Below are 13,949 nucleotides of genomic sequence, written 5' to 3'. Positions count from 1 at the left end.
CGCTGTCGGGCCCGTTCACTTGGGATACAAGGGCGGTAGCCCACTCGCCTCGGCCTTGGGCACTTCACCTGCTTCAGCCTGCGGAATATCGCCGATCGCTCGCCACAAATCGCCGCCCTGCCAATGCTGCCCACTCTCGCTGTACAGCGCCCCGTTCAACCCATCCAACGCCTCGGACAGCGGCACGAAACGTGCCGCCATTTCCGCCAGCGTTTCCGGCTGCTGCCGCGCCCAGGCATCGAGGGCTTGGCGCGTGGCGTGCGGGTCGTTGGCCTGGCAGGCGCGCTTGAGGTCGTCCAGCAGCGTACGTGGGCTCGGCCCGCTGGGCGCCACGCGCAATACCGCCGGCCGCGAGCGGGCGCGCCACCACAGGGTGAGGCCCAGGACACTGGTGGCGGCCAGCAGCGCGGACGCCAGTTGCCAGGGCCAGAGCAAGCCGATGCCGGTACGCGGATCGCCGCCTTGGGTCTCACCGGCCAATGCGGGGTTGTCTTGCACCAGCACGCTGCGCGCCGGCAGGCTGCTGTGCTCCAGGTGGTCCTCGCGGGTGTTCCACCAGGTCACCTCCACACTGGGCAGCATCAGCAGGCCGCTGTGCACCGGCACCAGGGCCTCGCGCTCTTCACGGTTGCCGATCATGCCGCGCTCGTCGGTGTCGTTGCGCAGCAGCGCCTGGTCGGGATAGCGGCGCAGGCCGTCGAGTTCGGTGGCCGGCAGGGGGGGCAGTTGGGTGCTGGACAGGCCCTGAGCGCGCAAGGTGATGCTGCGCGTCAGCGAGTCGCCGATGCGGGTGGGTTGCTGCGTCGGGTCGGGGCTCCAGCCTTCTTCCAGGCTCAAGCTGCGCGCGGGCAGCCAGGGCAGGTTCTTCGGGTAGCTGGCGGGAATCGCCTTGGCCGTCAAGGTCAGAGCGTTGGAAGTGGCCTGCACCTGCCGCCCGCCAGCGCTCCCTGCGCCATTGCCGCCGTCGGCGGCGGCCGTGGCGGTGAAGGTCAGGCCCGGTATCTGCAACGGACCGCTTTGTTGCGGGTAGAGCGCGTAACGGGTTTCGATCACGCCATGGCGTACGCCTTCGATGTCTTTTTCGTAGGTGCGCGATTCGCCCAGGGTCTCGACCTTGAGGCCTTCGCCTTGCACCGGGCTCAAGCTGCTGTCGTCGTACAGCGCCACCGAATGGTAGATGCGCACCGTCAGCACCGCTTGCGCCTGCACGTACACCTCGGGCGCATCCAGGCTGGTTTCGATGAACACCTGCGCGGTGGCGCCGGCGCGCGAGGCGTCGGCCTGCATGACTTGCAGCTCGATGGGCTGGCTGTGCGACTGGCCGAGTTGCAGCGCCGGAATCGTCAAGGTGCCACTGCGCCGCGGCAGCAGCGAGACGATCCAGCGCGTGCTGGCGCGGGTTTCCCCGTCCAGGGTGTGCAGGCTGTTGAGCTGGCGCGTGCCGCGCACCTCGAAATCGGCCTCCAGGCTCGACAGGTCGGGTTTGCCGAACTGGGTGACGTCCTGGCTCTCGAGAATCAGCTCGAGGGTTTCGCCGGCCTGCACGCGGGTGCGGTCGACGCTGGCCTGCAGGGTCGGCTCGGCCTGGGCCAGGAGCGTCCAGCACAGGCCCAGTACGAAGGCGCCAAAGCGGCTCATTGAGACTCTTCCTGATGCAATTGCTGTTCATACCAGAATTTGCGCCGTAGCAACTGCGCGGGGTGGTCGGGGATTTCGCGCAGCCACTGCTCCAGGGCCTGGCGCTGTTCGACGTCGAGGCTGCCGGCGGTGGGGCGGGCGGGAGCGCTCACGCGGTCGTCGTCCTGCCCCCCGGCTTCGCTGCCGGGGGCCTGGCTGGCGCGGTTGGCTTCACCTTGCTGGACCTCGCCGGCGCGCGGTTCGTCGCCGGGATTGTCGGGCAGTGGGGTGCCGGCCGAGCGGCTGTCGCTATCGCTGTCGCTACCGGGCATGCCCTGGGCGTCGGCGCCAGCGTTGGGCTGCGCCTGTGCGCTGGCGGTGCGTTGGTCGAGCACTTGCTGGACCAGCGCCTGGTTGGCCAGGGCCGGTTGCAGGTCGCTCTGCCGGTCCAGCGCCTGGTCATAAGCGTCCAGCGCCGCCTCCAACTCGCCACTGCGGGCCAGGGCGTTGCCACGGTTGTAATGGGCTTGGGCGCTGTCGCTTTCGGCGAAGGCCTGGGCGGCGCCGGCGAAGTCGCCGGCCTGGTACAGCGCCATGCCACGCCACTGCGCATCGTCGAAACGCTGCGCCGCCTGCGCCGGTTGCTGACGCTCCAGCAGACGCATGCCTTGTTGGTCGGGGCGCAGCCACAGGTCGCGCAGCTCGAACGCTTGGCCCGGTTGCGGCAGGGCCAGCAGCAGCGGCAGGCAGAACAGCCAGCCGCGGCGACCGGCGCAGGCGGCCAACAGCAGCAGCGGCAGCAGCAGCCAATAGCCCTGGTCGAACCAGCTGTCGAGCTGTACGGTCTGGCCGTCGCTGCGCACGTCGCGCGGGGCGTCGAACAGCCCCAGGCCGCGCAGGTCGAGGTCGTCCACGCGCACGTGGCGATAGCGCCCGCCGGTGTCGTTGACGAAGCGCTTGAGGCTGGCGCCGTCCAGGCGCGGCACGAGGATGCCGCCTTGTTCGTCCTTGAGGTATTCGCCGTTGGCCTGACGGATGGGCGCGCCCTCGGCGCTGCCGATGCCCAGCATCAGCAGGCTCGGCCCGTGGCTGCCCAAGGCGCGGCGGATGCCGCTGCGCTCATGCTCGCTCAAGGACGAGCCGAGCAGCAGCAGGCGGCCCTGGCCCAGGTCGCTCTGCGCCAGCAGCGCGAGCGCTTTGCGTACGGCCAGGTCCGCGCGTTGCCCGGGCTGGGGCATGATCGATGGGTCGAGGGCTTCGAGCAGGTTGCGCGTAGTGGCCAAGTCGTCCGACAGTGGCACCAGGGTATGGGCACTGCCGGCATAGACGATCAGCGCGGTCTGGCTGTCGCGGCGTTGCTCGAGCAGGTCGAGGATCTTGCGCCGGGCCTGCTCCAGACGGTTGGGCGCGGCATCCTCGGCCATCATCGCCGGGGTCATTTCCAGCAGGATCACCAACGGGTCGGCAGGCCGCTGATGGCTTTGCTCGATCCGTTGCCAGCTCGGCCCGAGCAAGGCCAGGACGATCAACAGCCAGGCCAGGCCTAGGGCGATCCAGGCCAGTTTGCGCTTGCCGCCACTGCCGCCGCCCAACAGTGTGGCGTGGAACTGGGCGGGCACGATCAACTGCCAGCGCCCGGCGCGCTGGCGGCGATGCCACAGTTTGAACAACAACCAGGCCAGCAACGGCAGGGCCAAGAGCCATAGCGGGCGCAGCCAGTGCGGCCAGACCTCGCTCATCGCCGGCTCCCCAAGCGCAGCCGCTTGAGCTGCTGGCGCCACTGCGGCGGGGATTGCAGGAAACGCGGCTTGCGCCATTGGCGTTGCAGGCGGTTGTCGGGCCACAGCGCCGCACACACCAGCAGCACGCTGAGCAGCAGGGCCAGGGCCAGCGGCCAGGCGTACAGGGCCGTGGCGGCGCGGGCCTGGGTCGGCTGCTGGGTGACCGGCTCCAGCTCGTCGAGGGTGTCGCCGATGTTCATCAGTTCCGCGCCGCTATGGGCACGGAAGTAACTGCCTTGGGTGATGCCGGCGATCTCCCGCAGCGAGGCTTCGTCCAGGTCCAGGCTGGGATTGAGCCCGATCAACCCTGGCGTGCCGGTGGCCGAGGGGTCGGCGCCGATGCCGATGGTGTAGATGCGCACGCCTTCCTGGGCCGCCAGGCGTGCGGCGGTCAGCGGATGGATCTGGCCGCCGTTGTTGGCGCCGTCGGTGATCAGGATCAATACCCGGCTGTTGGCCGGCCGCTCGCGCAGACGCTTCACGGCCAGGCCGATGGCGTCGCCGATGGCGGTGTTCTTGCCGGCGATGCCGATCAAGGCGTCGTCGAGAAAGCTGCGCACGGTACGCCGGTCGAAGGTCAGCGGGGCTTGCAGGTAAGCCTCGCTGCCGAACAGGATCAGCCCCACGCGGTCGCCTTTACGGTCCTTGAGGAAATCGCCCATCAGTGCCTTGACCAAGTCCAGGCGGCTGACGTCTTCGCCGTGCCATTGCATGTCGGGGTAGTCCATCGAGCCGGACACATCCACCGCCACCAGCAGGTCGCGGCCGCTGGCGGCCACCGGTACCGGCTCGCCCAGCCACTGCGGGCGTGCGGCGGCGATCAGCAACAGCAGCCAGATCAGCACGTAGGGCGCCTGCTGGCGCCAGGTCGGCAGGTTCAGGCGCGCGCGGCGGCCGGCCAGGGCTTCCAGCTCCGGCAGAAAGCCCACCTTGAGCACCGGCTCACCGCTGTCGGCGGCGGGCAACAACAGGCGCAGCAGCCACGGCAGCGGCGCGAGCAGCAGCATCCACGGCCAGGCCAGTTCAAACATGTTTGCGAATCCAGGTGTCGACCGCCTGGCTGAGGCCGGCGATGGCTTTGTCGTCGAGCTTGCACTCGGGCTTGTAGGCACCTTCGACCAACACCATCCAGCGCGTGAGCCCGGCGGCAGGACAGCGGTTGTCGAGAAACGCCAGCCACTGGCGGCCGTTGAGGGTATGGCTGTTGGCGCCTGGGTAATGGTTGCGGCACAGGCGTTTGAGCAGGGCGTTGATCTGCTGCAGCCAGGCACCGGCCGGGGCGCCGTCATAGGGGCGCGGCAGGCGTGCCAGTTCGGCCAGGGCCGCGCTGCGCACCGGGTCCATGGCCGACTCGGCGAGCACCGGCGACGGTCGGCGCCGTGGCCGCCAACCGCGCAGGCGCCAGATGCCCCAGCCCAGCGCCAGCACAGCGACCAGCAGCAGCCACCAGCCGGGGGCGGGCGGCCACCAGCCGATGGCGGGTGGGGCGATCAGCGGTTGCAGGTCGTCCAGGGCGTTCACCGGCCGCTCCCGGCGCGTTGCGCGCTCGTGTGTTCGCGCAACTGCTCGATCAGCGCCATGCGGGTCGTCAGCGGAATCAACACCACGCGCAGCTTTTGCGCCAGCACCTCCCAGCGCTCGATACGCGCCTGCGCCTGGCGGTGGTAGGCCTGGCGCAGGTTGGCGTCGAGGGTATCGAGTTCCAGTTGCCCATCGCCTTGGGCGAAACGTAGCAGGCCTGCCGCAGGCAAGGCATGGTCGAGCGGGTCGGAGACCGGCAGTAGCAGCAGGTCGCAGTGCCGCGACAGCATCGCCAGGTGCTGTTCGGCCTGCTCGCTCAAGGCGCGTTCGTCGCACACGACGATCGCCAGGCTGCCGGGGCGCAGCACTTCGCGGGCACGGCGCAGGGCCAGGCCCAGGCTGTCGCTGGGGGCGCTATCGGTGTGCAGCGCCTGGTTGACCCGGGCCAGGCGGTTGAGCAGTTGCAACAGGCTTTGTTTGCTGCGCCGCGGCTTGATTTCGTGGGGCTCGCTGGCGCCGAACACCAGGCCGCCGATGCGGTCGTTGTGGTCCAGCGCGGCCCAGCCGAACAGTGCCGCGGCCTGGGCGGCGAGCACCGACTTGAACATCAGCCCGGTGCCGAAGAACAGGCGCTGGCTCTGCTCGATGAGGATGAAGATCGGCCGCTCGCGCTCCTCGTGGAACAGCTTGGTGTGCGGTTCCTGGGTGCGTGCGGTGACGCGCCAGTCGATGTTGCGCACGTCGTCGCCGGCCTGGTACACCCGCACCTGGTCGAAATCCACGCCGCGCCCCCGCAGCTTGGAGTGGTGCAGGCCCACCAGCGGGCTGCCTTGGCCCGGTCGGGAGAACAGTTGGATCTCGCGCACCCGGTGGCGCATGTCGATCAGCTCGCTCAGGCCGATGCGGATGCCGGGTTCGGCCGACTGGGCAGTGGGCATGGGGTCAGGCGACGGCGACGACGTCGAGGATGCGCTGCACCACGCGGTCCTGGTCGACCCCCGCAGCCTCGGCCTCGAACGACAGGATGATGCGGTGGCGCAGCACATCGAACAGCACCGCCTGGATGTCCTCTGGGCTGACGAATTCGCGCCCCGCCAACCAGGCATGCGCACGCGCGCAGCGGTCCAGTGCGATGGAACCGCGCGGGCTGGCGCCATAGGCGATCCAGTCGGCGAGTTCGGCGTCGAACTTGCCGGGCGTGCGCGTGGCCATCACCAGTTGCACCAGGTATTCCTCCACGGCGTCGGCCATGTACAGACCGAGGATGTCCTTGCGCGCGGCGAAGATCGCCTGCTGGCTGACCTGGCGCTGCGGCTTGGTTTCCCCGCCCAGCGCCTCGCCACGGGCCTGCTGGAGGATGCGCCGTTCCACGGCGGCGTCGGGGAAGCCGATCTTCACGTGCATCAGGAAGCGGTCGAGCTGCGCTTCGGGCAGCGGATAGGTGCCTTCCTGCTCGATCGGGTTCTGCGTGGCCATCACCAGAAACAGCGGCGACAGGTCGTAGGTGCTGCGCCCCACGCTGACCTGGCGCTCGGCCATCGCTTCGAGCAGCGCCGACTGCACCTTGGCCGGGGCGCGGTTGATCTCGTCGGCCAGCACCAGGTTGTGGAAGATCGGCCCCTGCTGGAACACGAAGCTGCCGGTTTCCGGGCGATAGATTTCCGTGCCGGTGATGTCGGCCGGCAGCAGGTCGGGGGTGAACTGGATGCGGTGGAATTGCGCTTCGACGCCTTCGGCCAGCTCTTTGATGGCGCGGGTCTTGGCCAGCCCGGGGGCGCCCTCGACGAGCATGTGGCCGTCGGCCAGCAGCACGATCAGCAGGCGATCGATCAGCCGTTCCTGGCCCAGGATCTGGGAGGAGAGGAAAGTGCGTAGCGCATTCAACGCGTCGCGGTGTTCCATCGGAGAGGCTTCCTGGGCAGGCGCCGGGCGGATGTGGGACATCCGTACCGGCAGGGGCTGCTACTTTAATCCATCCACAGGCATGCCGACCAATGGCAGCGCGCATATTTATCGGCGAGGTCTGGCATTCAATGGGGAAATGCCCTGCACATTGAGCCGACTTTGCTTATGCCGAGTTCAAGCCAATTGGCATCTGCTGACGTCCCATTCATCAGCAGGTGTATCGCGATGTCACTCGAAGCTACGAAAACTTTCCCACAGGCCCCCATCATTCTGCGTATTGGCGTGTTCTTCGACGGCACCGGCAACAACCAGGCCAACGCCGTCTCGGACGCGGACAACCCGGCGCAGGGTGCTGCGGGCAGCTACGCCAATGCGCTGAGCAATGTCGCGCTGCTGCACCGGCTCTACCCCGAGGGCGAAGATGCGCAGGGGGCCATGCACTGCATGCCGCTGTACGTCGAAGGCGTCGGCACCCAGGCCGGCGCGCCCGACCTCGTTCTCGACCAGGCCAGCGGTGTCGGCCCCACAGGTGTCGAGGCCCGCGTGCAGCAGGCGTTGCAGTGGGTGGCCGAGCGCGTGCGCGCCTGGCCGCAGCGCCAATCGCAGCGGCCCCTGGCAGGCGTCGAATTCGATCTGTTCGGTTTCAGCCGTGGCGCGGCCGCGGCGCGGCACTTCGCCAACCGAGTGGTCGACCCAGCCGATCGCGATGCTGCCTGGGCCGCCACGCTCGAGCGCGGCGTGGCCCTCAATTTCATCGGTCTGTTCGATACGGTGGCGGCGATTCTCGACCCGACGACCCGCAACCCGGTCGCAGGCGGGATGGGCAAGTTGCGCCTGGGGCTTGCCGAAGGCATCGCTCGCCAGGTCTGGCAGTTGGTCGCCGCGCACGAGCACCGGCACAACTTCCCGTTGGTGGCCAGCGGCAATGACCTGGCTCTGCCGGGGGTGCATGCCGACATCGGCGGCGGTTACCTGCCGCTGATACAGGAGGCGGTGTTGATGAGCCAACCGTTCTCCTGCCAAGTCGCCCTGTCGACCGCTGTCGAGGCTACGGCGGCGTACCGCAACGCCGCGCAGGCCTTGAGCGCTCTGCCCATGGAGCAGCGAACCGGCGCGCTGCTGCGCACCTGGGAGGTGCCTGGCACCGAACACAACGCGCGCCGTGAAGCGCCGAGCAAATGGGTCTATGCCGCGCCTTGCCGCGAGCGGGAGGTCAGCGGGGCGTTGTCGCGGGTGTATCTGAGCGTGATGCGCGAACGGGCCTGTGCCGCCGGTGTGCCATTCGCTGCGCTGGACGCGCTACGGCTGACAGCACTGCCCGGGGAGCTGGTGCCGATCAGCGCGTGCTTGCACGACTACGCCCTGGGGCGTCGCACCTCCCTCGCGCTCGATGCCGAGCAACAGGCCTTGCTGCAGCGCCGTTATATCCATGCATCGGCGCACTGGAATGCCGTCGCCCAATGGCGCGACAGCGTACTGGACCCGGTCTTCGTCAACCGCCCCGCAGCGGAGGGGGTACGCAAGGTGCATGCCAATCCGGTCGGCTGAGCCTGCGCGGCGTTCGAAGGGCTCAGGCTTCGACGATCAGCTCGCCGGTACCTTCGAGCAGGATGCGCAGGGTCTGGATGACTTCGGGCAGGTCCGCCGCCGGCGTGGCGTGCTCGATCTCCAGCCGTTCGTCGCCCTTGAGCGCATCACGGTCGCCTGGCGCCACTTCGAGCGTCAGGCGGGTGGGGCTGAAGGTCACGCTCAAGCCGTCGAGGGTCGAGGGCGCGTCGTCGAGGGTCAGGTCGAGGGTGTCTTCGTCGGGGTAGCGGGTCATCAGGAACATCTGCCCGTTGCCGGCGAAGCAGCACAGGGTCGCCATGTCGTCTTCTTCATCGTCGCAGGGGGTAGCGAGAAATTGCGCTGTCTTCAGGTGCATGGCGAACTCGGGAATTGGATGAAAGGGAATTTTGCCAGGGGGAAATGGCCTAACGCTGCGACATATTGCCCCACCTTGACCGAATATGTCGCAGCCTCGGAAGCGGCCTGACCGACCAGTCGTTAAGCTGCCCAGCCGATGGTTACCCGTAAAGGCACAGTGTCAGCCACAGTCGCTTTTGCAGATACCCATCGCACGCTGAGCGTGCCATGCACGCTCAACGCCTGGTTCATCGCGCCTCGGGCGTCTCGCCGGCCATGGCCGGTGCGACCCGGGCGCGCACGCAACGCTTCCCTACGATCAAGAGCCAAAAGCGGAGTACCACAGATGGCGTTTTTCACCGCAGCCAGCAAGGCCGATTTCCAGCAGCAACTGCGATCGGCCCTGGCGCAGCACACCAGCGAACAGAACCTGCCCCAGGTGGCACTGTTCGCCGAGCAGTTCTTCGGCATCATTTCCCTGGATGAACTCACCCAGCGTCGGCTCTCCGACCTGGTCGGCTGCACCCTGTCTGCCTGGCGCATCGTCGAGCGCTTCGACCCCCAGACTCCGCAAGTGCGGGTGTACAACCCCGACTACGAGCGCAACGGCTGGCAGTCGACCCACACCGTGGTCGAGGTGCTGCACCACGACCTGCCGTTCCTGGTCGATTCGGTACGCACCGAGCTCAACCGCCACGGCTACAGCATCCACACCCTGCAAACCACCGTGCTCAGCGTGCGCCGCGGGCCCAAAGGCGAACTGCTCGAACTGCTGCCCAAAGGCTCGCAAGGCGAGGGCGTGCAGCATGAGTCGCTGATGTACCTGGAGATCGACCGCTGCGCCAACGCCGGCGAGCTGACCATGCTCAGCCGCGAAATCGAGCAGGTGCTGGCCGAAGTGCGGGTGGCGGTGGCCGATTTCGAACCGATGAAGGCGCGCCTGCGCGAAGTCATCCAGTTGGTCGAGCAGAGCCCCTACGCCCCGGTGCAGCACGACAAGGGCGAAGTCGCCGCGTTCCTCGAGTGGCTGTTGGACAACCACTTCACCTTCCTGGGCTACGAAGAGTTCACCGTCTCGGCCGACAGCCAGGGCGGGCGCATCAACTACGACCAGCAGTCCTTCCTCGGCCTGCCGAGCCGTCTGCGCGTGGGCCTGAGCGAAGAAGAACTGCGCATCGAAGACTACGCCGTGGGTTACCTCAACGAGCCGCTGCTGCTGTCGTTCGCCAAGGCCGCGCTGCCCAGCCGCGTGCACCGTCCGGCCTACCCGGACTACGTCTCGATCCGCCAGCTCGACGCCGACGGCAAGGTCATCAAGGAATGCCGCTTCATGGGCCTGTACACCTCGTCGGTGTATGGCGAGAACGTGCACGCCATTCCCTACCTGCGGGTCAAGGTGGCCGAGATCGAGCGCCGCTCCGGCTTCGACGCCAAGGCGCACCTGGGCAAAGAGCTGACCCAGGTGCTGGAAGTGCTGCCGCGCGACGACCTGTTCCAGACCCCGATCGACGAGTTGTTCAACACCGTCATGTCGATCGTGCAGATCCAGGAGCGCAACAAGATCCGCGTGTTCCTGCGCAAGGACCCGTACGGCCGCTTCTGCTACTGCCTGGCCTACATCCCGCGCGAAATCTACTCCACCGAGGTGCGGCAGAAGATCCAGCAGGTCCTGATGGAACGGCTGAAGGCCAGCGACTGCGAGTTCTGGACCTTCTTCTCCGAGTCGGTGCTGGCGCGTGTGCAACTGATCCTGCGTGTCGACCCGAAGAACCGCCTCGACATCGACCCACAGCAACTGGAAAAGGAAGTGATCCAGGCCTGCCGTTCGTGGCAGGACGACTACTCCTCGCTGGTGGTGGAGAATTTCGGCGAGGCCCAGGGCACCAACATCCTCGCCGACTTCCCCAAAGGCTTCCCGGCCGGTTACCGCGAGCGTTTCGCGCCGCACTCGGCGGTGGTCGACCTGCAGCACGTGGTGGCGCTGAGCGAGCAACGCCCGCTGGCCATGAGCTTCTACCAGCCGCTGACCCAGGTCGGCGAGCGCATCCTGCATTGCAAGCTGTACCACGCCGACACGCCGCTGGCCCTGTCTGACGTGCTGCCGATCCTGGAGAACCTCGGTCTGCGCGTGCTGGGCGAATTCCCGTACCGCTTGCGCCATGCCAAAGGCCGCGAGTACTGGATCCACGACTTCGCCTTCACCTACAGCGAAGGCCTGAACCTGGACATCCAGCAGCTCAACGACGTGCTGCAGGACGCCTTCATCCACATCGTCGGCGGCGACGCCGAGAACGACGCGTTCAACCGCCTGGTGCTGACCGCCGGCCTTCCATGGCGCGACGTGGCGCTGCTGCGTGCCTATGCCCGCTACCTCAAACAGATTCGTCTGGGCTTCGACCTGGGCTACATCGCCAGCACGCTGAACAACCACACCGACATCGCCCGCGAACTGACGCGTCTGTTCAAGACCCGCTTCTACCTGGCGCGCAAGCTCACCCAGGACGATCTGGAAGACAAGCAGCAACGCCTGGAACAAGCCATCCTCGCCGCCCTGGACGATGTTCAGGTGCTCAATGAGGACCGCATCCTGCGCCGCTACCTGGACCTGATCAAGGCCACCCTGCGCACCAACTTCTACCAGACCGATGCCAGCGGCCAGAACAAGTCGTACTTCAGCTTCAAGTTCAACCCGCGGCTGATCCCCGAGCTGCCCAAGCCCGTTCCCAAGTTCGAGATCTTCGTCTATTCGCCGCGCGTCGAGGGCGTGCACCTGCGCTTCGGCAACGTCGCCCGTGGCGGCCTGCGCTGGTCGGATCGCGAGGAAGACTACCGCACCGAAGTGCTGGGCCTGGTCAAGGCACAGCAGGTGAAGAACTCGGTGATCGTGCCGGTCGGCGCCAAGGGCGGCTTCCTGCCGCGGCGTCTGCCGCTGGGCGGCAGCCGCGACGAGATCGCCGCCGAGGGCGTGGCGTGCTACCGCATCTTCATCAGCGGCCTGCTCGACATCACCGACAATCTCAAGGACGGCGGCGTGGTGCCACCGGCCAACGTGGTGCGCCACGACGATGACGATCCGTACTTGGTGGTGGCGGCCGACAAAGGCACCGCGACCTTCTCCGACATCGCCAACGGCATCGCCATCGATTACGACTTCTGGCTGGGCGACGCTTTCGCCTCGGGCGGGTCGGCCGGTTACGACCACAAGAAGATGGGCATCACCGCCCGTGGCGCCTGGGTCGGCGTGCAACGCCACTTCCGCGAGCGCGGCATCAACGTGCAGGAAGATCCGATCACCGTGATCGGCGTGGGCGACATGGCCGGCGACGTGTTCGGCAATGGCCTGCTGATGTCCGACAAGCTGCAACTGGTCGCTGCCTTCAACCACCTGCACATCTTCATCGATCCCAATCCCGACACCGCCAGCAGCTTCGCCGAGCGCAAGCGCCTGTTCGAGCTGCCGCGTTCGGCCTGGACCGACTACGACACCAGCTTGATGTCCGAAGGCGGCGGTATCTTCCCGCGCAGTGCCAAGAGCATCGCCATCAGCCCGCAGATGAAAGAGCGCTTCGCCATCACGGCCGACCGCCTGACCCCGACCGAGCTGCTCAACGCCTTGCTCAAGGCGCCGGTCGACCTGCTGTGGAACGGCGGCATCGGCACCTACGTCAAGGCCAGCAGCGAAAGCCACGCCGATGTCGGCGACAAGGCCAACGATGCGCTGCGCGTCAACGGTGACGAGCTGCGCTGCAAGGTGGTGGGCGAGGGCGGCAACCTCGGCATGACCCAGTTGGGCCGCGTCGAGTTCGGCTTGCACGGCGGCGCCACCAACACCGACTTCATCGACAACGCCGGTGGCGTGGACTGCTCCGACCACGAGGTCAACATCAAGATCCTGCTCAACGAAGTGGTGCAGGGTGGCGACATGACCGAGAAGCAGCGCAACCAGCTGCTGGGCAGCATGACCGAAGAAGTCGGGCACCTGGTGCTCGGCAACAACTACAAGCAGACCCAGGCCCTGTCGCTGGCCGCACGCCGCGTGCGCGAGCGCATCGCCGAATACAAGCGGCTGATGGCCGACCTGGAGGCGCGCGGCAAGCTGGACCGCGCCATCGAGTTCCTGCCGTCCGAAGAGCAGTTGGCCGAACGCCTGGCCGCAGGCCAGGGCCTGACCCGTGCCGAGCTGTCGGTGCTGATCTCCTACAGCAAGATCGACCTCAAGGAGCAGTTGCTCAAGTCCGAAGTGCCGGACGACGAGTACCTGACCCGCGACATGGAGACCGCCTTCCCGCCGTCGCTGGTGAACAAGTTCGCCGAGGCCATGCGCCGCCACCGCTTGAAGCGCGAGATCGTCAGCACGCAGATCGCCAACGATCTGGTCAACAACATGGGCATCACCTTCGTGCAGCGCCTGAAGGAGTCCACCGGCATGAGCGCGGCGAACGTCGCCGGTGCCTATGTGATCGTGCGCGACATCTTCCACCTGCCGCACTGGTTCCGTCAGATCGAAGCGCTGGACTATCAGGTGCCCGCCGACATCCAGCTGACCCTGATGGACGAGCTGATGCGTCTGGGCCGCCGCGCCACCCGCTGGTTCCTGCGCAGCCGCCGCAACGAACAGGACGCCGGCCGCGACACCGCGCACTTCGGGCCGAAGATCGCGCAGTTGGGGCTCAAGCTCGACGAACTGCTGGAAGGGCCGACCCGCGAACGCTGGATGGTGCGCTATCAGAGCTTCGTCGACGCGGGCGTGCCGGAACTGCTGGCACGCATGGTGGCCGGCACCACGCACCTGTACACCCTGCTGCCGATCATCGAAGCCTCGGACGTCACCGGCCACGACCCGGCCCAGGTGGCCAAGGCCTTCTTCGCCGTGGGCAGCGCCCTGGACCTGACCTGGTACTTGCAGGAGATCAGCAACCTGCCGGTGGAGAACAACTGGCAGGCCCTGGCCCGCGAAGCCTTCCGCGACGACATCGACCTGCAACAGCGCGCGATCACCATCTCCGTGCTGCAAATGGCCGACGCCCCGCAGGACATGGACGCCCGCGTGGCCTTGTGGATCGACCAACACCGCGCGATGGCCGAGCGCTGGCGCGCCATGCTCGACGACCTGCGCAACGCATCGGGGCATGACTATGCCATGTATGCGGTTGCCAACCGTGAGCTGGTCGATCTGGCGTTGAGTGGGCAGGCGGTGGTGGTGCCGTCCTGATCGTTGTG

Annotated in this window: 9 protein-coding genes; 2 read left to right on the top strand and 7 right to left on the bottom strand. The window is 67.2% G+C overall.

The window, feature by feature from the left end; translation table 11 throughout:
- Positions 1-15 precede the first annotated feature (15 nt).
- Genes AA0Z93_RS21780 through AA0Z93_RS21755 form a run of 6 tightly spaced genes read right to left on the bottom strand, consistent with a single transcriptional unit; the run spans position 16 to position 6,821 of the window.
- Positions 16-1,638 (bottom strand): BatD family protein, encoded by a 1,623-nt coding sequence (locus AA0Z93_RS21780; RefSeq protein ID WP_413046939.1) that lies wholly within the window; start codon positions 1,636-1,638, stop codon positions 16-18.
- Positions 1,635-3,356, bottom strand: a complete 1,722-nt coding sequence (locus AA0Z93_RS21775) for a VWA domain-containing protein (RefSeq protein ID WP_413046940.1) — start codon at positions 3,354-3,356, stop codon at positions 1,635-1,637. The genes AA0Z93_RS21780 and AA0Z93_RS21775 overlap by 4 nt, the downstream gene beginning before the upstream one ends.
- Positions 3,353-4,429: a vWA domain-containing protein gene (locus tag AA0Z93_RS21770; RefSeq protein ID WP_413046941.1), complete on the bottom strand. Its 1,077-nt coding sequence runs from the start codon at positions 4,427-4,429 to the stop codon at positions 3,353-3,355. Before AA0Z93_RS21770 ends, AA0Z93_RS21775 begins: the two co-directional genes overlap by 4 nt.
- The gene (locus AA0Z93_RS21765; RefSeq protein ID WP_413046942.1) at positions 4,422-4,919 is read right to left on the bottom strand and encodes a DUF4381 domain-containing protein; all 498 of its coding nucleotides are present in this window, start codon (positions 4,917-4,919) and stop codon (positions 4,422-4,424) included. Before AA0Z93_RS21765 ends, AA0Z93_RS21770 begins: the two co-directional genes overlap by 8 nt.
- Positions 4,916-5,857, bottom strand: a complete 942-nt coding sequence (locus AA0Z93_RS21760; RefSeq protein WP_413046943.1) for a DUF58 domain-containing protein — start codon at positions 5,855-5,857, stop codon at positions 4,916-4,918. The genes AA0Z93_RS21765 and AA0Z93_RS21760 overlap by 4 nt, the downstream gene beginning before the upstream one ends.
- Before the next feature lie 4 nt (positions 5,858-5,861).
- Positions 5,862-6,821, bottom strand: coding sequence for an AAA family ATPase (locus tag AA0Z93_RS21755; protein WP_296268688.1), 960 nt, complete (start codon positions 6,819-6,821; stop codon positions 5,862-5,864).
- Between the two features lie 228 nt (positions 6,822-7,049).
- Between AA0Z93_RS21755 and AA0Z93_RS21750 the strand changes: the two genes are divergently transcribed.
- Entirely contained in the window at positions 7,050-8,372 is a 1,323-nt protein-coding gene (locus AA0Z93_RS21750; protein WP_413046944.1) for a T6SS phospholipase effector Tle1-like catalytic domain-containing protein, read from the top strand.
- Between the two features lie 22 nt (positions 8,373-8,394).
- Here the strand turns inward: AA0Z93_RS21750 and AA0Z93_RS21745 are convergent, their stop codons facing one another.
- Positions 8,395-8,748, bottom strand: coding sequence for a hypothetical protein (locus AA0Z93_RS21745; RefSeq protein ID WP_413046945.1), 354 nt, complete (start codon positions 8,746-8,748; stop codon positions 8,395-8,397).
- A 327-nt stretch (positions 8,749-9,075) separates the two neighbouring features.
- Between AA0Z93_RS21745 and AA0Z93_RS21740 the strand changes: the two genes are divergently transcribed.
- Positions 9,076-13,941, top strand: coding sequence for an NAD-glutamate dehydrogenase (locus AA0Z93_RS21740; RefSeq protein WP_413046946.1), 4,866 nt, complete (start codon positions 9,076-9,078; stop codon positions 13,939-13,941).
- Positions 13,942-13,949 lie beyond the last annotated feature (8 nt).

Origin of the sequence: Pseudomonas phoenicis (genome assembly GCF_047302395.1) — a bacterium.
In the GTDB taxonomy this organism is placed as follows: Bacteria; Pseudomonadota; Gammaproteobacteria; order Pseudomonadales; family Pseudomonadaceae; genus Aquipseudomonas.
The sequence above is the reverse complement of the archived record's forward strand: the minus strand, read 5'-3'. Positions and strand labels throughout refer to the sequence as shown.

Excerpts from the sequence above, each read along its gene's own strand:
- AA0Z93_RS21780 (WP_413046939.1), bottom strand. The coding sequence starts at position 1,638 with ATGAGCCGCTTTGGCGCCTTCGTACTGGGCCTGTGCTGGACGCTCCTG.
- AA0Z93_RS21775 (WP_413046940.1), bottom strand. The coding sequence starts at position 3,356 with ATGAGCGAGGTCTGGCCGCACTGGCTGCGCCCGCTATGGCTCTTGGCC.
- AA0Z93_RS21770 (WP_413046941.1), bottom strand. The coding sequence starts at position 4,429 with ATGTTTGAACTGGCCTGGCCGTGGATGCTGCTGCTCGCGCCGCTGCCG.
- AA0Z93_RS21760 (WP_413046943.1), bottom strand. The coding sequence starts at position 5,857 with ATGCCCACTGCCCAGTCGGCCGAACCCGGCATCCGCATCGGCCTGAGC.
- AA0Z93_RS21755 (WP_296268688.1), bottom strand. The coding sequence starts at position 6,821 with ATGGAACACCGCGACGCGTTGAATGCGCTACGCACTTTCCTCTCCTCC.
- AA0Z93_RS21750 (WP_413046944.1), top strand. The coding sequence starts at position 7,050 with ATGTCACTCGAAGCTACGAAAACTTTCCCACAGGCCCCCATCATTCTG.
- AA0Z93_RS21745 (WP_413046945.1), bottom strand. The coding sequence starts at position 8,748 with ATGCACCTGAAGACAGCGCAATTTCTCGCTACCCCCTGCGACGATGAA.
- AA0Z93_RS21740 (WP_413046946.1), top strand. The coding sequence starts at position 9,076 with ATGGCGTTTTTCACCGCAGCCAGCAAGGCCGATTTCCAGCAGCAACTG.